The sequence below is a fragment of the Mesorhizobium sp. LNHC209A00 genome (assembly GCF_000502915.1).
Lineage (GTDB): Bacteria > Pseudomonadota > Alphaproteobacteria > Rhizobiales > Rhizobiaceae > Mesorhizobium.
Window position 1 is genome coordinate 462,471 of record NZ_AYWT01000001.1, and the last position, 19,617, is coordinate 482,087.

General features: G+C 63.6%; 23 protein-coding genes, 1 other RNA gene and 1 pseudogene. 11 read left to right on the plus strand and 14 right to left on the minus strand.

Going from position 1 to position 19,617, the window contains the following annotated elements; all coding sequences use genetic code 11:
- Nucleotides 1-25: 25 nt before the first annotated feature.
- From X739_RS163610 to X739_RS163585, 6 genes are all read right to left on the minus strand, one after another.
- Nucleotides 26-1,543, minus strand: coding sequence for a DegQ family serine endoprotease (locus X739_RS163610; RefSeq protein WP_023792041.1), 1,518 nt, complete (start codon nucleotides 1,541-1,543; stop codon nucleotides 26-28).
- A gap of 144 nt (nucleotides 1,544-1,687) precedes the next feature.
- Entirely contained in the window at nucleotides 1,688-1,876 is a 189-nt protein-coding gene (locus X739_RS163605) for a DUF2065 domain-containing protein (protein ID WP_023792044.1), read from the minus strand.
- 6 nt (nucleotides 1,877-1,882) lie between these two features.
- Nucleotides 1,883-2,842 (minus strand): protease modulator HflC, encoded by a 960-nt coding sequence (locus X739_RS163600; protein WP_023792047.1) that lies wholly within the window; start codon nucleotides 2,840-2,842, stop codon nucleotides 1,883-1,885.
- Nucleotides 2,842-3,957, minus strand: coding sequence for an FtsH protease activity modulator HflK (hflK, locus tag X739_RS163595; RefSeq protein WP_023769725.1), 1,116 nt, complete (start codon nucleotides 3,955-3,957; stop codon nucleotides 2,842-2,844). Before hflK ends, X739_RS163600 begins: the two co-directional genes overlap by 1 nt.
- 155 nt (nucleotides 3,958-4,112) lie before the next feature.
- Entirely contained in the window at nucleotides 4,113-4,631 is a 519-nt protein-coding gene (locus X739_RS163590; protein WP_023792052.1) for a dihydrofolate reductase, read from the minus strand.
- The gene (locus X739_RS163585) at nucleotides 4,631-5,644 is read right to left on the minus strand and encodes a DUF4424 domain-containing protein (protein WP_023792055.1); all 1,014 of its coding nucleotides are present in this window, start codon (nucleotides 5,642-5,644) and stop codon (nucleotides 4,631-4,633) included. Before X739_RS163585 ends, X739_RS163590 begins: the two co-directional genes overlap by 1 nt.
- A gap of 181 nt (nucleotides 5,645-5,825) precedes the next feature.
- Here X739_RS163585 and cobF point away from each other — a divergent pair, with 181 nt between their 5' ends.
- On the plus strand, nucleotides 5,826-6,587 hold the full coding sequence (gene cobF, locus X739_RS163580) for a precorrin-6A synthase (deacetylating) (protein ID WP_023769722.1): 762 nt from the start codon (nucleotides 5,826-5,828) through the stop codon (nucleotides 6,585-6,587).
- A 45-nt stretch (nucleotides 6,588-6,632) separates the two neighbouring features.
- Here cobF and X739_RS163575 read toward each other — a convergent pair whose 3' ends face one another.
- From X739_RS163575 to modA, 4 genes are all read right to left on the minus strand, one after another.
- Nucleotides 6,633-6,974: a winged helix-turn-helix domain-containing protein gene (locus tag X739_RS163575; protein ID WP_023769721.1), complete on the minus strand. Its 342-nt coding sequence runs from the start codon at nucleotides 6,972-6,974 to the stop codon at nucleotides 6,633-6,635.
- 74 nt (nucleotides 6,975-7,048) lie between these two features.
- A complete protein-coding gene (gene modC, locus X739_RS163570) occupies nucleotides 7,049-8,161 on the minus strand; it encodes a molybdenum ABC transporter ATP-binding protein (protein WP_023792060.1) in 1,113 nt (370 codons plus the stop codon).
- Entirely contained in the window at nucleotides 8,158-8,862 is a 705-nt protein-coding gene (gene modB, locus X739_RS163565; RefSeq protein ID WP_023782669.1) for a molybdate ABC transporter permease subunit, read from the minus strand. The genes modC and modB overlap by 4 nt, the downstream gene beginning before the upstream one ends.
- Nucleotides 8,863-8,903: 41 nt before the next feature.
- Entirely contained in the window at nucleotides 8,904-9,698 is a 795-nt protein-coding gene (gene modA / locus X739_RS163560) for a molybdate ABC transporter substrate-binding protein (RefSeq protein WP_023792063.1), read from the minus strand.
- Nucleotides 9,699-9,851: 153 nt separating this feature from the next.
- Here modA and X739_RS0133650 point away from each other — a divergent pair, with 153 nt between their 5' ends.
- Complete coding sequence (locus tag X739_RS0133650) at nucleotides 9,852-10,013, plus strand: TOBE domain-containing protein (protein WP_031247587.1); 162 nt, start codon at nucleotides 9,852-9,854, stop codon at nucleotides 10,011-10,013.
- 52 nt (nucleotides 10,014-10,065) lie between these two features.
- Here X739_RS0133650 and X739_RS163555 read toward each other — a convergent pair whose 3' ends face one another.
- Both X739_RS163555 and X739_RS163550 read right to left on the minus strand, forming a co-directional pair.
- Nucleotides 10,066-10,860: a thymidylate synthase gene (locus tag X739_RS163555; RefSeq protein ID WP_023792066.1), complete on the minus strand. Its 795-nt coding sequence runs from the start codon at nucleotides 10,858-10,860 to the stop codon at nucleotides 10,066-10,068.
- 172 nt (nucleotides 10,861-11,032) lie between these two features.
- Nucleotides 11,033-11,344 carry a DUF2853 family protein gene (locus tag X739_RS163550; protein WP_015317265.1) on the minus strand — a complete coding sequence of 104 codons (312 nt, stop codon included), beginning with the start codon at nucleotides 11,342-11,344 and terminating at the stop codon, nucleotides 11,033-11,035.
- Between the two features lie 168 nt (nucleotides 11,345-11,512).
- Here X739_RS163550 and ssrA point away from each other — a divergent pair.
- Together ssrA and X739_RS163545 are read left to right on the plus strand one after the other, a co-directional pair.
- Nucleotides 11,513-11,873: a transfer-messenger RNA gene (ssrA, locus tag X739_RS1000000167550) on the plus strand.
- Nucleotides 11,874-12,062: 189 nt separating this feature from the next.
- On the plus strand, nucleotides 12,063-12,500 hold the full coding sequence (locus X739_RS163545; protein WP_023792070.1) for a VOC family protein: 438 nt from the start codon (nucleotides 12,063-12,065) through the stop codon (nucleotides 12,498-12,500).
- A 103-nt stretch (nucleotides 12,501-12,603) separates the two neighbouring features.
- On the opposite strand, the gene X739_RS163540 is transcribed toward X739_RS163545, so the two are convergent.
- Nucleotides 12,604-13,884, minus strand: coding sequence for a multidrug effflux MFS transporter (locus X739_RS163540; protein WP_023792073.1), 1,281 nt, complete (start codon nucleotides 13,882-13,884; stop codon nucleotides 12,604-12,606).
- A gap of 184 nt (nucleotides 13,885-14,068) precedes the next feature.
- On the opposite strand from X739_RS163540, the gene X739_RS163535 reads away from it, so the two are divergent.
- From X739_RS163535 to X739_RS163525, 4 genes and pseudogenes are all read left to right on the plus strand, one after another.
- Nucleotides 14,069-14,758, plus strand: coding sequence for a TetR/AcrR family transcriptional regulator (locus X739_RS163535; RefSeq protein WP_023769714.1), 690 nt, complete (start codon nucleotides 14,069-14,071; stop codon nucleotides 14,756-14,758).
- Between the two features lie 146 nt (nucleotides 14,759-14,904).
- Nucleotides 14,905-15,449: pseudogene (locus X739_RS01000000165745) on the plus strand (SspB family protein).
- A gap of 10 nt (nucleotides 15,450-15,459) precedes the next feature.
- The gene (locus X739_RS163530; RefSeq protein ID WP_023769711.1) at nucleotides 15,460-15,657 is read left to right on the plus strand and encodes a DUF4169 family protein; all 198 of its coding nucleotides are present in this window, start codon (nucleotides 15,460-15,462) and stop codon (nucleotides 15,655-15,657) included.
- Nucleotides 15,654-15,878, plus strand: coding sequence for a ribbon-helix-helix domain-containing protein (locus X739_RS163525; protein WP_015317259.1), 225 nt, complete (start codon nucleotides 15,654-15,656; stop codon nucleotides 15,876-15,878). Before X739_RS163530 ends, X739_RS163525 begins: the two co-directional genes overlap by 4 nt.
- Nucleotides 15,879-15,880: 2 nt before the next feature.
- Here X739_RS163525 and X739_RS163520 read toward each other — a convergent pair whose 3' ends face one another.
- Entirely contained in the window at nucleotides 15,881-17,677 is a 1,797-nt protein-coding gene (locus X739_RS163520; protein WP_023769709.1) for a chloride channel protein, read from the minus strand.
- 166 nt (nucleotides 17,678-17,843) lie between these two features.
- Between X739_RS163520 and X739_RS163515 the strand changes: the two genes are divergently transcribed.
- From X739_RS163515 to X739_RS163505, 3 genes are all read left to right on the plus strand, one after another.
- Nucleotides 17,844-18,272, plus strand: a complete 429-nt coding sequence (locus X739_RS163515) for a helix-turn-helix domain-containing protein (protein WP_031247585.1) — start codon at nucleotides 17,844-17,846, stop codon at nucleotides 18,270-18,272.
- Between the two features lie 105 nt (nucleotides 18,273-18,377).
- On the plus strand, nucleotides 18,378-18,683 hold the full coding sequence (locus X739_RS163510) for a hypothetical protein (RefSeq protein ID WP_023769707.1): 306 nt from the start codon (nucleotides 18,378-18,380) through the stop codon (nucleotides 18,681-18,683).
- A gap of 24 nt (nucleotides 18,684-18,707) precedes the next feature.
- Nucleotides 18,708-19,607 carry a sigma-70 family RNA polymerase sigma factor gene (locus tag X739_RS163505; RefSeq protein ID WP_023769706.1) on the plus strand — a complete coding sequence of 300 codons (900 nt, stop codon included), beginning with the start codon at nucleotides 18,708-18,710 and terminating at the stop codon, nucleotides 19,605-19,607.
- Nucleotides 19,608-19,617 lie beyond the last annotated feature (10 nt).

Genomic DNA, 19,617 nt, shown 5'->3' on the forward strand with positions numbered 1-19,617 from the left:
TTTTTCAAATCGCCGTATTGAAATCTCAATCCATTCGGATCGTCACGAACCTGAGCTCACCGGTCTTCGACGCCAACATCAGCAGCGCGTTCTTGCGCCCCTGCTCCTTCAGCGCACCGATCCGGTCCATGACGTCCTTGGGCGTGGCGACCGACTCCTGCGCGATCTCGGTGATCACCTCGCCCGGCTGGATACCGCGTTCGGCGGCGGCGGAGTCCTTGGCCACGTCGGTGATGACGACGCCGGAGACATCGCCGGCGATGCTGAACTTCTTGCGAGTCTCGTCGTTGAGTTCGCCGACCGTCATGCCAAGCACCGAGGCGGTCGAGACGGCCGGAGCCTTGTCAGCGCCCTTGTTCTGATCGGTATTGCCGTTCTCGCCGCTGGCCAGCTTCTCGCCATCCTCGAGCCGGCCGAGCGTCACCTTCACCGTCTGCTCGACACCCTTGCGCACGATCAGCACGTCGACTGCCTTGCCCACCGGGCTTTCGGCGACGACACGCGGCAGGTCGCGCATTTCATGGATGTCCTTGCCGTCGAACTTGATGATGACGTCGCCGGCCTGGATGGTACCGTTGTCGACTGGTCCGCCCTTGATGACGCCGGCCACCAGCGCGCCCTTGGCGGTCGCCATGCCGAGGCTTTCCGCGATGTCGTCCGTCACCGGCTGGATGCGCACGCCGAGCCAGCCGCGCCGCGTCTCGCCATATTGGCGCAACTGCTCGACGACGCCCGACGCGAGCTGCGAGGGAATGGAGAAGCCGATGCCGATCGAGCCGCCGGACGGCGAAATGATCGCGGTGTTCATGCCGATGACCTCGCCGGCGCTGTTGAACAGCGGTCCGCCCGAATTGCCGCGGTTGATCGCCGCGTCGGTCTGGATGAAGTCGTCATAGGGGCCTGAATTGATGTCGCGGTTGCGCGCCGAGACGATGCCGACCGTAACCGTGCCGCCGAGGCCGAACGGATTGCCGACCGCCATCACCCAGTCGCCGACGCGCATCTTGGTGGAATCGCCGAATTTCACCGCTGTCAGCTTGTGGCCTTTCGGATCGACCTTCAGCACCGCGACGTCGGTCTTGGTGTCGGTGCCGACCAGCGTCGCCTTCAAGGTCACGCCATCGGAGAAATTGACCTCGATGTCGTCGGCATCGGCGATCACATGGTTGTTGGTGACGACGATGCCTTGTTCGGCGTCGATGACGAAACCCGAACCGAGCGACTGCACCTTCTGCGAGCCGCCATCCTTTTCGCCACCGCGGTTCTTGAAGAAATCGTCGAAGAAATCCTGGAACGGCGAGCCTTCGGGCAGTTGCGGCATCGGCACCGCACCCGGCCCTTCCGTCCCCTTCACCGTCTGCGAGGTGGAGATGTTGACCACCGCGCCAAGCACGCCTTGCGCCAGGTCGGCGACCGAGGCTGGTCCGTCGGCGGCGAATGTCGGGGTCATCAAGGATGGAACGGCGACGGCGCTCAGCACCAGCGCGGCCGCGCCGGCCATCAACGTCCGTCGAGCGGCGGCCAAAAGGGTGTTGGATGTCATCGAGAAGCCTCCCGGCATTTCTAAAAGAGAAAAGCGCTTCGACGAAAACGCCGTGTCGCGCCATGATGGCAAGAAATACGGCACGTTTGCGGCTATGACTATCGGCGGAGTGTAAATCGAGCGTTATTCCGCAAACCGCCGCCTCTACACGCCCCGCACCAGCCAGACGACGCCGACACCAATGGCGATCGCCGCCAGCCCGCCGATCCGCAAAGCATTCTCCGGCATCGACAGCACTTCGCCCGCGAGCTTCTTCGCAAGGCGGGGGAAGCCGCCATAGACCAAGCCCTCTATGACAAGGACCAGGCCCATCGCCGCGAAGAAATCCTGCACCGGCCGTTACTGGCCGGTGCTGGGTTGTGTCGTCGGCGCGGCAGGTGCCGCGGCCGGCGCCGGCGACGTCGGTTTCGCCGGTCCTTCCTTGCCGTCGGGATCGCGGAAGTAGCGGAAGAACTCCGAACTCGGCGACAGCACCATGGTCGTCCCGGTGTTGTCCAGCGCGGTGCCATAGGCATTCATCGACCGGTAGAAGTCGAAGAAGGCGGGATCGCGCTTGTAGGCGTCGGCGAAGGTGGCACTGCGCTGCGCTTCGCCCTCACCGCGCAGGATCTCCGACTCCTTCTGCGCTTCGGCAACGATCTCGACCACTTCACGATCGGCGCGCGCGGTGATGCGCTGTGCCGCTTCGTTGCCGCGTGCCCTCAGCCGCGCAGCCTCCGCCAGGCGTTCCGCCTTCATGCGATCGTAGGTCTGCTGTGAAACTTCGGCCGTCAGGTCGGTACGGCGGATCCGGACATCCTCGATCTGCAAGCCGAGAGACGTGGCGTCGGGCCTGAGCTGATCGCGCACTTCGCGCATCATCACGGCACGCTCTTCGGAAAGCGCGGCCTCGAAATCGCGCAAACCGTAGACGCGGCGCAGGGCAGCGTCGAGACGCGTCCTGAGCCGCGCTTCGGCCAGTTCGATCTGGCCGGACACGGCCGCCCGGAAGACGCGCGGATCCGAGATGCGATAGGCGATGAAGGCATCGACCTCATAGAACTTGCCGCCCGAGACCTGGACGCGGATGTTGTCGAGGTCGAAGCGCAGCACCCTGTTTTCGATCAGTTGCACCGTATCTGCGTCAAAGAACGAGAACGGCGCCTTGAAGTAGATGCCGGGCTCGCTCTTGACGTCGACGATCTCACCGAAGCGGAGCACCAGCGCCTGCTGGCGCGCATTGACCACGAAGACCGAGGAATAGATCAGGAAGAGGATGACCGCCGCCACGACGCCGAAGATGGGAAGACGGTTGGCCATCACTTGGTACCTCCCGTGTTCGCGGCGGGCGCGGCCGGTGCCGGCGGCTTCGGCTGCAATGCGGGCAGCGGCAGATAAGGCAAGACACCTTGTCCGTTGCCCTGCTCGACGATGACCTTGCTCGAGTCCTTCAGAACCCTCTCCATGGTTTCCAGATAAAGGCGTTTGCGCGTGACATCGGGGGCTTTGGCATATTCGTCGTAGACCGAAATGAAGCGCTGAGCCTCACCTGCGGCTTCCTGCACCACACGGTTTTTGTAGGCGGCCGCGTCTTCGCGGACCTGGGCCGCCTCGCCGCGTGCCTGGCCGAGCTTCTGGTTGGAATACTGATTGGCCTGCTCGACGAACTTGTCCTCGTCCTGCTCGGCGCGCTGCACCTCGTCGAACGCATCAGCCACCTCGCGTGGCGGCGCCGCATCCTCGATGGAGACGGCGTTGACGTTGAGACCGGCCTTGTAGCCGTCCAGCGTCGTCTGGATGATCTCGCGCACCGAGGCCGCAATGCCCTGGCGATCGTCGCGGAAAATGTCCTGCGCCGGCCGGCGGCCGACGGCTTCGCGCATGGCGCTCTCGGCAACCTGCCGCAGCATGCCGTCCGGGTCGGAGACGTCGAACAGGTAAGCGCGGGGATCGGAGACCTGGTAGGCCACCGAAAACTGCACATTGACGATGTTCTGGTCGCCCGAGAGCATCAGCCCGTTGCCGCTGGTGTTGCCGCCGCCAATGTCGACGAGCTGCTCAGAAATCTTCGCCGTCTCGACGGTCTCGAGAGGCCACCAGTGGAAATGCAGACCTGGCTGGGAAAGTTCGGCCTTCGGCTTGCCGAAGCGCAGTTCGACCGCGACCTCGTCGGGCTGCACGGTATAGACCGCCTGGAAGGCCCACAGAACGACCAGCACCGCGGCGATCAGGCCGAACACCGCCGGACTGGCGCCGCCGCCGCCGGGCAGCGCGCGCCGCAACCGATCCTGGCCACGGCGAATGATGTCTTCGAGGTCGGGAGGCGACCCCTGCGGGCCGCTCGGCCCCTTCGGTCCCTGCCCCCAGGGCCCCTGATTGTTGCCGCCGCCACCCCACGGGCCGCCGCCGCCGCCACCTTTGTCGTTCCAGGGCATGAATGTCCTTTCGCTTGGAATTCCCTCAAGCGCCGCGGTTACGGCGCAAATCCAGTGTCGTTCTTCTATAGGGACGCCACGGCACGCTTTCAACGCGATGCGCCGCCGACTTCACCCGTTTTGAACCGGTAGCGACCCTTTGTCGTCCTTTATCTTCAAACTAGCTCGCGGCGGCGCTCGTAAACCGTATAGCGCGTCGCATGGCTGTCCTTTTCTCCTGACGCAATCCCCTGCGAACTGACCACTTGCCATGTAATAGGGTCGATCGGCGGGAAATGCGCGTCGCCATCGACGGCGGCCAGCACATGGGTCACGTGCAGACGGTCGGCCAGTGGCAGCGCCTGGGCATAGATTTGGCCGCCGCCGATGATGCAGACCTCGTCGACGCCCGTCATGCGGCGTCCACGCACGGTCGCCAGTTGGATCGCGGCTTCCAGCGTATGCGCCACCTCGACGCCCTCGGCGCGCCAGGCCTCATCGCGCGTGACGACGATGTTCAGCCTGCCCGGCAGCGGCCGGCCGATGCCTTCATAGGTCTTGCGGCCCATGATGATAGGCTTGCCCATTGTGTCGGCCTTGAACCGCTTGAGGTCGGTGGAGAGCCGCCACGGCAACCCGCCATCCCGCCCGATCACGCCGTTCTCGGCAATGGCGACATAGATCGCGACGTGCATCAGTTTGCGTCCCCGCCATTGCTGTCCGACGGTACGAGCAGGAGGATGTCGATGTCGTGCTCGGGATAGAAATCGTTCGCCTTCATCTCGAAACGCGTCGGCCCGACCTTTTTGACGTTGTCGCCGCAGAACGAGACCAGGGCTTTCGGATTGCCCTTGTCGACGGTCAGCTTGAACTTGCCGATGGTGCCCGCCGCCCAGTTGCCGCCGGTGGTCAGGATATAGGCGATGCGGCTTTCGTAGAATTTGGGATAGCCGTCCGGATTGTCCTTCGCAGCCTTGCGCACCGCATTCTCGAATGTGTCGTCCATGCAGTAGCGGCTCTTGTAGGCGGCGTATGAATTCTGGAACTGGCCTTCATTGAAGAAACTGACCGAGGAGGTGCCGCCCACGCTGGGCTTGTAGCTGTGCGAGACGTGAACGTCCTTGTTGGCCGGAAAGGTCGCGCGCCACCAATAGGTCGAGCGCAATTGCCAGAACGGCGAATAGACCGGTTTTTGGCCACTGTCGGCTGCCGAATCCTCGATGATGATGCCGCGGTTGACCCAGTCGTCAGCCACCCCTTGCGGCAGCTTCGCCAGCGCCGCCTTGGCCGCGTCGCCGAACGGGTTGAAGGGCACGTTTTGCGCCTTGAGGTCGGCGCCGATGTCGATGCCGAGCGCGAGCACCTTCTGCTCGAGTTGGGGCTTGGCCGCGACGCCGTCGATCGTCACCTCGAAGCCGAGGAAATTATCGCTCTGGTTTTCCGGGATCGCCGGCATCTCCTCGGGATCGCCCGAAATGTCGGGCATCGGGAAGGCGACGATCGCCTCGACATCCTTGTCGGTGTTGTTGTGGAAGACGTAGTCCACCGTCACCTTTTCGGGCGAGATGAAAAGATCCTCGCCTTGCATCGCCACGGCATCGCTGCGCGACAGGATCAGGCCGCCGGTGCCAAGCTCGGCAACCGAATCATTGGCCATTGCGGGCGCGGCTGAAAGCGCCAACGCCAAAGCCAGAACAGATCGCAACATCGAAGCCCCCTCGGCTGGAATGCCTGGATGACCCTAGCCGTTTCAATGCGGCGTTTCAAAGCCCTTCCGCTTGCCGGGCGTGCGTGACCGGTTTGGACAGGCAGGCGGTCTGGACACGCAGGCGGTCTGGACACGCAGGCGGTCTGGACTAACAGGTTCCGATGGGGCAGGAGTTCGCGCCATGCGCAAGCTTCTCGTCATCGGCATAGGCGCCGGCAATCCCGACCACATGACCGTCCAGGCCATAGCAAGCCTGAACAGGGCGGACGTCCTGTTTATTCCCGACAAGGGGACCGACAAGACCGACCTTGCCGACCTGCGGCGCGGGATCTGCGACCGCTTCGTCACCAACCCGGCCTCACGCCGGGTCGAGTTCGACGTGCCCGTGCGCGCCGAACCAACCTCTTCCTATCGCTCGACCGTCGACGACTGGCACGAAGCCATCGCCGCCATCTACGAGGGACTGATCCGCGACGAGATCTCCGGGGGCGGCTGCGGCGCCTTCCTGATCTGGGGCGATCCTTCGCTCTATGACAGCGCCCTGCGCATCCTCGAGCGCGTGCGCCTGAGGGGCAATGTTGCGTTCGACCTGGAAGTCATTCCCGGCATAACGGCTATCCAGGCGCTGGCAGCCAGCCACAAAACGGCGCTGAACCGCATCGGCGATCCCGTGCTGATCACCACCGGCCGCCGCCTGACCGAGGAAGGCATGCCGGACAATGCAGGCAGCGCCGTCGTCATGCTCGACGGCAAATGCGCCTTCAACACGCTGGCCGACCAGGACCTTTTCATCCAATGGGGCGCCTATCTCGGCACGCCCGACGAGATCATCATCTCCGGCCGCCTTGGCAATGTCGGCGCCGAAATCGAAAAGCGCCGCGACGAAGCCCGCCGGAAGAAAGGCTGGATCATGGATACGTATTTGCTGCGAAAGCCGGAGTAGTCAGTAGGGATTAGGCTGCCTTCACTACTCATACTCACTACTCCCCTATCCCGCCTCAATCTCCGCCTGCAACGCATCCATATGCGTTGACGCGGCCGCACTCGCCGCGCGTTCGATGGCGCGAAAACGGCTGACCACGGCCAGGCCGACGGTCGTCAGTTGCGCGCCGCCGCCTTTGCGGCCGCCGGTCTGCGCGGCCACCAGCGGCTTTCCGAACACCCGGTTCATGTCCTCGACCAAGTCCCATGCGTGCTTGTAGGACATCTCCATGCCGCGCGCGGCGGCCGAGATCGAACCGAAGGTGGCGATGTGCTCCAGAAGCTCGATCTTGCCAGGACCGATCCGTCCGTCCGGATCGAGATTTATCCGCAAGCTCAGCGACGGCATTTTTGCTCCTCCGCGATCGCTTCAGCTTCGGCGACCGTTATTCCAAAACAATATAGCGCCGATCGCCGCCGCTGTCAGCCATCGACCTCGAGCGGCAGGCCGGCGCCGGTATTTCCCCGGTCGAAGCTCACGGTCTTGACCACCGCGAAGACCTTGCCGCCGAGCCGGAGCTCCAGCGCCTGCCGTGACTGTTCCGTGATGCGGGCGAGCACCGTTGCGCCATAGCAGTCGATGCCGATTTCGACCGTCGGCCCCTCGCCCGGACTGATCGCGACGATCGTGCCGGGCAGGACATTGAGGGCACTGAGGCCCGTCGGTTTCTCCGCGGCGATCATCACATCGCGAGCACGAATGCGGATACGCACGGGAGCCCCGGCCTTCATCGCAAGGCGCGGCACGCGGATCTCGCCGGCGGCCGAGCCGAGCACGGTCATCCCAAAAGCCTCGTCGTGACGCAGCACCTTCGTGTCCAGCACGGCACCACCCTCGCCGCGCTCTTCCACCGGCAACAGGTCGAGCCTTTGCATGACAGCGTCGGTCGGACCGCTGGCCGTGACCTTGCCCTGCGCCAACATCACCACGTCGCTCGCCAGCCGCGCCACCTCGGCGACCGAATGGCTGACATAGACGATCGGGATCTTCGTTTCGTCGCGCAGCCGCTCGATATAGGGCAGGATCTCGGCCTTGCGCGCTTCGTCGAGCGAGGCCAGCGGCTCGTCCATGAGCAGCAGTCTGGGGCTGGCCAGCAGCGCCCTGCCGATCGCCACGCGCTGTTTCTCGCCGCCCGAGAGTTTTGCCGGCCGTCGGCCAAGCAGCGGGCCGATGCCCAGCAAGTCCACAACGGCGTCCATATCCGCGTAGCGTTCCGCCGCCGGCGTGAACCAGCGGCCGTAGCGCAGATTGCTGATCACGCTCATATGCGGAAACAGGCGCGCATCCTGGAACACCATGCCGATGCGGCGTTTGTGCCTTCGCAGGAAAATGCCTGCACCAGTGTCGACCAGCACGCGGCCATCGACCTCAATGCGCCCCTTGTCCGGCCGGATCAGCCCGGCAATCATGTTGATCAGCGTCGTCTTGCCGGAACCGGACGGCCCAAACAGCGCCGTCAGCCGTCCGGCGCTCTCAAAGCGGGCCTCGACGGCGAAATCGCCAAGCCGGTGGCCGATGTCGACAAGGACGCTCACTCGATGTCCATCCGCCGCCCGACCCGCCGCGCCAGCACTTCCGATGCGACCAATGCCGCCATCGAGATGACGATCGAAATCAGCGTCAGCCGCAGGGCCCCTTCGTCGCCGCCCGGCACCTGGGTAAAAGTGTAGATCGCCGACGGCAGCGTCTGCGTCTCGCCAGGAATGTTGGAGACGAAAGTGATGGTCGCGCCGAACTCGCCCATCGCCTTGGCAAAGGACAGGATGGCGCCGGCGATCAGCCCGGGCAGGATCAGCGGCAGCGTGATGGTGCCGAACACCCACAGCGGGTTGGCGCCGAGCGTTCCCGCCGCCGCCTCCATCTTGCGATCCACCGCCTCGATCGACAGCCGGATCGCCCGCACCATCAGGGGGAAGCCCATGACACCGCAGGCCAGGGCGGCACCCGTCCAGCGAAACGAGAAGACGATACCGAAATGTTCGGCGAGAAAGGCACCGGCCGGGCCGCGTTTGCCGAACGTCAAAAGCAGGAGATAGCCGGTTACCACGGGCGGCAGGATCAGCGGCAGGTGCACCACCCCGTTGAGCAGCGTCTTGCCCCAGAATTGCCCCCGGGCAAGCAGCAGCGCGATCGCTATGCCCGGCGGCAGGCTGGCGAGCATCGCCACCGTCGCCACCTTGATGGACAGCCGGACCGCATTCCATTCGTCGGGAGTGAGGTCCAGCAGCCAGCTCATAGTGCGGTATCGGGCCTTTTCGAACTCAGGTGCTTGCCGACTCAGTTGCTCGGCGTGAGCACGGTAAAACCCTGTTCCCTAAAGAGCGCGCCGGCCTTGGCGGACCGCAGGCACTTCAGGAAGGCCGGCGTATCCTTGTCCTTCGAATCGGCTGTCTGGGCAACCGGATAGATGATCGGCGGATGTGTGTCCTCCGGGAAGGTGCCGACCACCTTGACCCCCTTTTCGGCGTGCGCGTCGGTGGCATAGACGATGCCGAGCGCGGCCTCACCAGTCGAAACCAGCTTCAGCGCCGCACGGACATTCTCGGCCTGCGCCACCTTGCCCTCGACCGAGGACCAGACGCCGAGCGATTCCAATGCCGCCTTGCCGTATTTGCCGGCCGGCACAGCCTTGAAGTCGCCCATGGCAAGCTTGCCGTCGCCGACCAGCTTGGCGAGGTCAAAGCCTTTCTCGATCTTGGTTTCGACCGTCGAATCCTTCGGCGCCACCAGCACGATCTCGTTGCCCAGCAACTTCACTTCTGTGTCGGGCTTGGTCAGCTTCTTGTCGGAGAGATATTTCATCCAGTCGAGATCGGCGGAGATGAAGATGTCGGCCGGCGCCCCGCCCTCGATCTGCTTGGCCAATGCCGAACTGGCGGCATAGGAAACGGTGGCGGCTTCGCCGACATCGGTCTCGCAGGCCTTGTTGACGGCGTCGAGCGCATCCTTGAGACTGGCCGCCGCGAACACCACGATCTTGTCTTCCGCGTGCGCTGCCGGCGTTGCCGCCATCAATGTCGCCGCAAAGCCGCCAATGGCGATCGCCCTCAACCCGAAACCTTTGCGCGCCATCGAAAACTCTCCTGGGTTCTAAAATCCGATCGGCTCGAAGCCTGCACACCGATATATCCGCATGGATATAACAAGGAAAGGGCCTGCCTACCGAAACTCCGTCTGGCGCTGCATGATTGCTCTGATAAGACCGCCGCCGCGAAAGGAACTCCAATGAAGATCAGCGCCCGCAATGTCCTCGAGGGAATGATCACCGAGATCGTCAAGGGAGCCACCACCTCGCATGTCCGCATCGACATCGGTGGCGCCATCGTCACCGCCTCGACCAACGAAGCCGTCGCCGACCTCAAGCCCGAAGAGGGCAAGCAGGCCTAAGCCGTGGCCAAGGCCGCGGACGCGATGGTGGCATCGACCGGAAGGCCGCCGCTCAGACCGCAATGGGCGCCTTGATCGACGCGTCGGCGACGTAGTTTTCCAGCCGGAAATCCTCGAAGCGAAAGGCGAAAAGGTCCTTCACCTCAGGATTGATCCACATCGTCGGCAGGGTCCTTGGCGTGCGCCGCAACTGTTCGCGCGCCTGCTCGAAATGGTTCGAGTAGAGATGCGCGTCGCCAAGCGTGTGGACGAAATCGCCCGGCTTAAGCCCGGTCACCTGCGCCACCATCAGCGTCAGCAGCGCGTAGGACGCGATGTTGAACGGCACGCCGAGGAAGATGTCGGCGGAGCGCTGGTAGAGCTGGCAGGAAAGCCGGCCCTCGGACACGTAGAACTGGAACAGGCAGTGGCAAGGCGGCAGCGCCATGGCTTCCACCTCGGCGGGATTCCAGGCCGAGACGATCAGCCGCCGCGATTGAGGATTGCGGCGGATCTCCTTGAGAAGATTGGCGATCTGGTCGATCGAGCCGCCATGGCCGTCTGGCCAGGACCGCCACTGCCTGCCGTAGACGGGGCCGAGATCGCCATTCCCGTCGGCCCACTCATCCCAGATGGAAACGCCGTGGTCGGTCAGGTACTTGATGTTGGTGTCGCCGGCGAGGAACCATAGGAGTTCATGGATGATCGACTTCAGATGCAGCTTCTTGGTGGTGGTGACCGGAAAACCGCGCGCCAAATCGAAGCGCATCTGGTAGCCGAAGACGGAGCGCGTGCCGGTGCCGGTGCGGTCGCCGCGATCGGCGCCGTTGTCCAGCACATGCTGCAGGAGGTCGAGATACTGGCGCATCGGTTCTGGGCTCGATTCGGGATCTCGTCGATCATAGCGCATATAGGCGCTGACGCCACGCTTGTCTGAGATCGTCCCCATTCAGCAGGGAACGAAGCCTGCCCAGAATCCTCCCCGGCGAACCGGAAGCGCGGAAATCGCCAGCCGGCCGCCAGAATGAGTAACCAAGGTCTCAGAGGGAGCCGAGCTTGCCCAGGTCCTTGGCCACCAGATAGTAGAAGGTCACGCGGTTCTTGGTGTTGTCGGCATGCATTGCCTTGCAGGTCTTCTCGATTGCCGCGTCGGCCTTCGCCCCGTCGCTGACGCCGAGCTTCTTGGCCACCCAGCTCTCCTTGACCCGGGCCAATTCCTTCGGATCCGTGCAGGACACCAGCGAGGAATCGCGGTTCCTCAGCGCAATGCCCAGGTGCTTGACGATTTTTTCGACCGCATCGGCACTTGCCGCAGCGTCATATTTCTTCACATCCGCAAGATAGTCGGCCATCAGAATTCCCCTCGTCGGCGCCACGGATCCGATCGATGAGGGCTGTGGCGCGCATCGCAACTTGTGCGCTAGGTCGGCAACTCCTCACCGCCGGCGAAGCTTCGGTTGAGACCGCGCCCAAGTCAACCCTTGGCGTCGCGATTTGACACAGGGACAAAGCACCATTGCGGCCTTTCATTTCCGCGCGAGCCCCCCTATATTCGTTTTGTCGGCTTGACCGACTATGGCGATAAATGGGCGATGAAATAAGCCGTTCGGACCCGGGGGCGGTACCCGGCGCCTCCACCAAAAGCCGCTGTTGAGGACAGAGCGGTTTTTGCTGGGGGCGAAATAGGATCGACGAAGGTGTAAAGATCGTACTTTTGCCCGGCATTGTACCACCGTCATCGGGCTAAACTTATAGTTGCCAACGACAACTATGCGGAAGCACGTCTCGCTGCTTAATGCAGTGCGATAGCTTCAAATCAAGCCCTAGGGGTTCGCACTTCTAGGCGGGGTTCGGAGGTACCTGGCAACAGAAACCTCCACTTCTTTCTATTCACCATCGTCACGCAACGGCAGGCTCGGCTCTGGCCGATTTCGCGTGGCCGCTTAGCCGCGAAACAGTCGCGCATCCCTTCATCAATGGACAAAAAAGTCTGACGGGTCCGGCCTTTCCTGTGCGTTGTTGGACCAGGCGATACCTTGTAAACTGAAACGCCCCTTGGAGATCGAAAACATGGCGCTCAAGCGGATGGACAATGTAGGAATCGTCGTCGAAGACCTCGGAGGGGCGATCGATTTCTTTCGCGAACTCGGCCTCGAGCTCGAAGGGCGGGCCACGGTCGAAGGAGAATGGGCCGGGCGCGTCACCGGACTGGGCGACCAGCATGTCGAGATTGCCATGATGCGCACGCCGGACGGCCACAGCCGGCTGGAGCTGTCCCGCTTCCTCGCGCCGCCTGTCGTCGCGGATCACCGGACCGCCCCGGTCAACGCCCTGGGCTATCTCCGCGTCATGTTCACCGTGGACGACATCGACGACACGCTTGCAAGGCTCCGCACGCGCGGCGCGCAACTCGTAGGCGAAGTTGTCGAGTACAAGGACGTGTATAGGCTCTGCTACATCCGTGGGCCTGAAGGGCTTCTCATCGGCCTCGCCCAGGAACTCAACTGAGCGTCAGCAACCAGAGCGCGGTCGTCAACGCGGAGGCAAACGCCGGCTTCGACACAAAGAGGGCCGGGATCGACCCGGCCGCTCCTGGTTCATTGAGGATTTCCTATTCCGCCGGCGCTTCGACCGCTTCGCGCGAACGGCCAAGCGTGACTTTCGCCAGGGCGAACGAGATCACCGCGCAGAGCGTGATGCCGGCGACCATCGGCAGCGGCGTGCCGTCGAAGAACACACCGGCGACGCCCATGGCGAGCGCGCCGATGGCGAAGTGCAGCGTGCCCATCAGCGCCGACGCCGTGCCGGCGATCTCGCCATGCTCTTCCATGGCCAACACCGATGTGGTCGGGATGACCAAGCCGAGGAAGCCGTAGCCGACGAACAGCAGGGCCGCCATCACGTCCAGCCGGTCGACGCCCGTCGCCATGATCGCGAACAGCACAACCATCGTCGTCGCGTAGCCGGTCACCGCCACCCACACCACACGCTTCAGTCCGAACCGTTGGGAAAGCAGGCCCGTCAACTGCGACATGCCGATAAAGGCAACCGCGTTGATCGAGAAGAACACGCTGTAGACCGAAGGCGACAGCCCGTAATGGTCGATCAGGATGAAGGAGGAGCTCGACAGATAGACGAAGAAGCTCGCAATGCCGAAGCCGGCGATCGCCACCAGGCCGAGGAAATTACGGTCGCCCATCAGGAAGCGGTAGCCGGCAAGGGCTGTACCGAAGGAGGACCCGACGCGTTCTTCCACCGGCCGTGTCTCCTTGAGCGAGGTCGCGAGCAGGATGGTGGCAAGCACCGCCGCGCCGGTCACCGTCCAGAATACGGCGCGCCAGCCGAAATTCTCGATGATCTGGCTGCCGGTCAGCGGCGCCAGGATCGGCGACACCGAAAACACCAGCATCAGCAGCGACATCAGTTTGGCGGCCTCATTGCCGGTGTGCAGGTCGCGCACGATGGCGCGCGGAATGGCCATTCCGGCACTGGCGCCAAGCCCCTGCAGGAAGCGGAAGGCGATCAGCCACTCGATGGTCGGCGCCATTGCCGAGCCGATGCCGCCGGCCATGAACAGCGCCAGGCCGCCATAGAGCGGAAGCTTGCGGCCGACCATATCGGAGATCGGCCCGACGACGATCTGGCCGAAGCCCATCGACAGGAAGAAGATCAAAAGGCTCATCTGNACCATATCGGAGATCGGCCCGACGACGATCTGGCCGAAGCCCATCGACAGGAAGAAGATCAAAAGGCTCATCTGCACGGCGGCGGTGCCGGCATGCAGATCGGTGCCGATCGACGGCAAAGCGGGCAGATACATGTCGATGGCGAACGGACCGATGGCGGACAACAGGCCGAGCACGACCGCGATGCGGAGGAATTTGGGATTCATGATAATGGCTTCTTTCGAATCTGCTTGCCGCCGCCAGGCGACGTCTGACCCTAGGACGTTCCATCCCGTGGGTTTCCTACTCCTGGAGCAAATTTATTCGTCTCCGGAGCGAAATCCCCTTATATCATGTCCACAAATTTAGACAGTCTTGTCTAAATGGTCAATCACCTCTATATGGATTTTCATGAGATCGGGCGTTTCTCCTGACACTTTCCCGCCACGCGGCCACGAGGCCAAGCGCCTGTCGATCGTCGACGCCGCTGCCGGCGTGTTCTGCCGCGAAGGTTTCGCCGGCGCCAATATCGACCTGATCGCGGTTGAGGCCGGCGTGTCGCGCCAGACGGTCTACAACCACCATGGCGACAAGGAAAAGCTGTTCATCGCGGTCGTGCGCGACCTGACCGAGCGCTGCAACGCCGGCATTTTCGCCACCATCGCCACCTTTCCCGATCAGCCTGGGGATCTCGAGGCCGACCTGATCGGTTTTGCCGTGCGCCTGAACCAGAACTGCATCTGCAACCGCGACGGAAAATTCCTGCGCAAGCTGATCCAGACCGAGGGCGAGCGCTATCCCGAGCTCTTTGCCGAATGGCGCGAACAGGGACCCGGAAGGACATGGCCGGCGATCGCCGCCCGCTTCGCCCGCCTCGCCTATGGCGGCTATCTCGCGATCCACGATCCCGATGTCGCGGCGCGCCAGTTCCTCGGCCTCGTCAATGCCGAACTGCAGACCACCTTCATGCTCGGCGGCACGCCGAGCGAGGATGAGGTGGTGCAATCGGCGACAAACGGAGTGCGCACCTTCCTGCGCGCTTTCGGCAAGCGCCCTTCCCCGACCAGCGTCAAAAGACACGCTGCGCTGGCTAACGCATAGCATTTGGCGTTGCCGCCAAACCGCCTTGCCGATCAAATCATTCGCAATAGTCCTCGCTTCGGCGCGGCGGCGGTCTATATCAGGTTTACGCCGCGCCCAAGCTTGATTACAGCTATGCGGACGATTCAACGGAACCCGACCGTCACATGGCCGACGACCACATTCGCTATGACATTCTGGCCCAGGAGNCCAGGAGGCGTTGCGCGGCGTCATGCGCAAGGTCCTGGCAGAGGTCGCGCGCACCGGCCTCCCCGGCAACCATCATTTCTTCATCACCTTCCTGACCGGCGCGCCGGGCGTGCGCGTCTCGTCGCGGCTGCGCGAGCGCTATCCCGAGCAGATGACCATCGTCATCCAGTTCCAGTATTGGGACCTGAAGGTGACCGACACCGGTTTCGAGGTCGGTCTCTCCTTCTCCGACGTGCCGGAGAAACTGGAAATCCCGTTCTCGGCCGTGCGCGGCTTCTACGACCCCTCGGTCAATTTCGAGCTCGAATTCGACGTCAAGACCGATGCGCAGCCCGACGAAGAACCGGCAGCACCGGCGCCGGAGCCGCTGACCATCGTCTCCGAGAAGAAGCCGAAGGCCGAGAAGAAGGCCGCCGCCGAAGCGGAGAAGAAGGCAACCGCGGCGGATGCCGGCACCAAGGGCGCCGAAGTGGTCTCGCTCGACGCCTTCCGCAAGAAATAGCTCGCGGTCCGTGGCCGACATCGTCAATCTCCGCCAGGCTCGCAAGCAGAAGGCGCGGGACGACAAGGCACAAACGGCCAGCCGGAATCGCGCCTTGCACGGTCGCACCAAGGCCGAAAAGGAACGCGACCGCCTGATCGCCGACAAGAGCGAAAGGTTTGTCGCGGGCCATCACCGCGAAAAGCCCACCCAGCCTGACGATCAATGAGCGCCGTCGAAAAGCGCTCGGTGACCATTCGCGGCCATCGCACCAGCTATTCCCTCGAAAAGCCCTTCTATGACGATCTCGTCGCCATCGCGGCGACCAGGAAGCTGACACTCGCCGCCCTCGTCGCCGAAATCGACGAGACCCGGCCCCGTGACACCAACCTGTCCTCGGCGCTCAGGCTGCATGTCCTGGAATGGGCGAAGCGCGCGACGAGCGCCTGAACTTACGCACGCTCGGCCGCGTCCGCCTTTTTCCCGCGTCCGAAGCCGAGCAAGGTGGAGCGCTCTCGCTCCTCGGCCTGCTTGCGCGAGCGCACGCGCATCAGATCCTTCCAGCCGATATAGCCGACCAACCTTCCATCCTCACGCTCCACGACCGGCAGATGCGAGACATTGGCTGTCACTAGCTTGTCCGACAGGCCTTCCAGATATTCGTCGGGATGGGCCAGCGTCACCTTGCTTCCGGCCAGCAGCTCGCCGAGCGTTGTCCTACGGTGCTTACCGGCACGGCGCCAGCGCAGGATCGCCGGCGGATCGATAAGGCCGAGCACCTGCCTATTTTCATCGATTACGGGAAAACTCGGATGGCGGGTTTCCGGCGCGGTCAGGAAGGCGGCCGCACCATGCAGCGTCATCGTCGCCGGCACGCTCTCGACCTCTGACGTCATCACCTCGCGCACCCTGGCCAGCGCGAAGGGGTCGACGCGATATTCGCGAACCAGATGGTGCCCCCGCCTGGCGATCTTCTCGGTCAGGATCGAACGCTTCATCAGCAGGACGGTGACCCCCTGCGCGGCGGCACAAGCCGCGATCAGCGGCACCAGCACATGAGTGTTGCCGGTCAGCTCGACGGCGAAGAAAGTGGCTGTCAGCGGCGCCCGCATCGTGCCGCCCATGGTGGCGGCCATTGCCAGCAGTGCCCAGAAGCCCGGGTCCGCCGCCGGCAGGATGCCTGCAAGCACCGCCCCCATCGCGCCACCCATGATCAACAGCGGCGCCAGCACGCCGCCCGAGGTTCCCGAGCCGAGCGCCACCGACCATATGATGGCCTTGACCGCCAGCAGCAGCAGCGCCGCCGTCGCGATCGTGCGGCCGTCCAGCATGTCGGCGATGTTGTCATAGCCGACGCCTAGCGCCCGTGGGTCGATCAAGCCGCCTATGCCGACCACCAGGCCGCCGAGCATTGGCCACCACATCCAGTGGATCGGCAGCTTCTGGAAGCCGTCCTCGCAGGCATAGACCATCTGGGTCAGCAGCCCGGACAACAGGCCGGCGCATATGCCGACCAGCACCCAGCCGCCAAGGCCGAGGAAGGAGATAGCCATGTTGCCCGCGAACGGAAAGATCGGCCCCGGCATGTGCAGCATGGTGCGCTCCACCTCGGCCACGATGGCCGCCACCACCACGGGGATGAAGCTGCGTGGCGTCCATTCGAACAGCAGCAATTCGACCGCCAGCATGATGGCCGCGATCGGCGTGCCGAACACGGTGGTCATGCCGGCCGCCGCTCCCGCAACCAGCAATGTCTTGCGCTCGTTGTCCGAGACCGGCAGCATCTGCGCGATCAACGAGCCGATGGCGCCGCCGGTCATGATGATCGGACCCTCGGCGCCGAACGGCCCGCCGGAGCCGATCGAGATCGCCGACGACAGCGGCTTCAGGATCGCCACCTTGGCGTCCAGCCTGGAGCGTCCGAGCAGGATCGCCTCGATGGCCTCGGGAATGCCGTGGCCGCGGATCTTTTCGCTGCCATAGCGCGCCATCAGGCCGATGATCAGCGCGCCGATGACCGGAACGATGACGGCGGCAAGCCCGAGCGGCGTATCCTGCAGCTTCAGCTCGGCAAGCGAGAACTGGCCGAAATAGGCGATGTTGGTGGCGAACCTGATCAGCTTCAGAAGCGCCACGCCGGCAAACAGCCCGGCCGTCGCCACCACCACCGCTATCGCGGCGACGAGCAGCACTCGGGCATCTGTGGTGAAATCCCGGAGGTGGTCGGGATTGGAGTTATGGGTCTTCATGGTGGCTTTGCTTCCTGGCGGCGGCCGTGTCTCGGGTTCTGCGGCACGGTCGAAGTGGCCAGCCGGTTGTAGGCCGGTTATGTATCGTAACACGATATATCTGTTCAAGCGGCTTTCGCTCGAAATTTCGTTTGAGCTTTCACCGGAAAACGAAGACATCTCCGATATGACGCAGCCCAAGACACCACGCCCAGCCATCAGGCAATCCGACTACCAGCGGCTGTCCGAGTTCCGCTACCTGATCCGCCGCTTCCTCGAATTCAGCCAGGTGCAGGCCGAGGACGCCGGTCTGACCCCGCGCCAGCACCAAGCGCTGCTGGCGATCAAGGGATATCCCGGCGGCGGGCCGGTGACGGTCGGCGACCTGGCGGAACGCCTGCGCATCCGTCACCACAGCGCCGTCGAACTGGTCAACCGTCTCGGCGAGGCAGGACTGGTCGCTCGCGACCAGGACAAGGACGACCACCGCCGCGTGCTGCTGCGGCTGACCGAGCGCGCCGACGGTTGCCTGGCCGAACTGTCGGCCGCGCATCTCGACGAGCTCTCGCGCATCGAACCCATGCTGCGGCGCCTGCTCGATCGGAGCCAGGACTGACGTCCAGCATCCGTGCGGGCCGATACGGGACTTTTTTTCCGGAATCCGAATCCTTTGGCCTGGCCGCCGCGTCTTGGACACGCGACAGCCAAGGGAGCCGATGCGATGAAACGCCATTTGATACGCTACAAGACGAAACCGGAGCGGGCCGACGAGAACGAGCGCCTGGTCAAGGCAGTGTTCGAGGAACTGCGCGGCAAATCGCCGGAAGGCGTTCGCTACATGACCTGGCGCTCCGGCGACGGCACTTTCGTCCATCTCGTCGAGACCGAAACCGACGGGCATGCCGACCTCATCACAGGACTTGCCGCCTTCCAGGCCTTCCAAAGTGGCATCATGGATCGCTGCATCGACCCTCCGCAGCGTGACGTGATGACAGTGGTGGGCCACTATCGGATGCTGGACGAATAGAACCGTTTCGAGAATGGCCGGTGCATGAACAATCCAGGCGAAATCCCAGAGCCTTTCGACCGCTTGTTCGGCGAATTGCGCCCCAAACTGCATCGCTACTGCGCCCGGATGACAGGCTCGGTCGTCGATGGCGAGGACGTCGTGCAGGAGGCGCTGGCCAAGGCATTCGAGGCTCTGGCCGGCACCGCCCCGATCGACAATCCCGAAGGCTGGCTGTTTCGCATTGCCCACAATGCGGCGCTCGACTTTTTGCGCCGCCGCGCCCGTGAGAGGACTTTCTCCGAGGAGGAGCCGGACATGATCGCCGACCCTGCGAATTCCATCGCCGACCGGCAGGCCGCGGCAGCCGGATTGCACAGTTTCATGCGCCTTCCCGTCGCGCAGCGAAGCAGCGTTATCATGATGGATGTCCTGGGCTATTCGCTGCGGGAGATCAGCACCATACTCGACACCAGCATCCCCGCGATCAAGGCAGCGCTGCATCGTGGCCGTGGCCGGCTGCGTGAGCTCGCCGACGAACAGGACGATCGTCCTGTTCCCAGGCTGAGTGCATCGGAGCGCCTGTTGCTCGACGCCTATGTCGATCGCTTCAACGCCCGCGATTTCGATGCCGTGCGAGACATGCTGGCCGACGAAGTGCGGCTGGAACTGGTGGCCAGGGCAAGGCTCAGCGGCCGCAAGGAGGTGGCCACCTATTTCGGCAATTATTCCAGGGTGCGGGATTGGCATTTTCACGCTGGTTTCGTCGAGGACCGTCCGGCAATCCTCGTGCGCGATCCCAAGGACCCGACGGCAGCACCGGCATACTTCATCCTGCTGAGTTGGCAGGGCGGCAAGCTTGCCGCCATCCGCGACTTCCGCCACGCCAGATACGTCGCCGACGGCGCCGAAACGTTCGTCCTTGAGACGATTGCCTGGCGGTGAGCAACCGGAA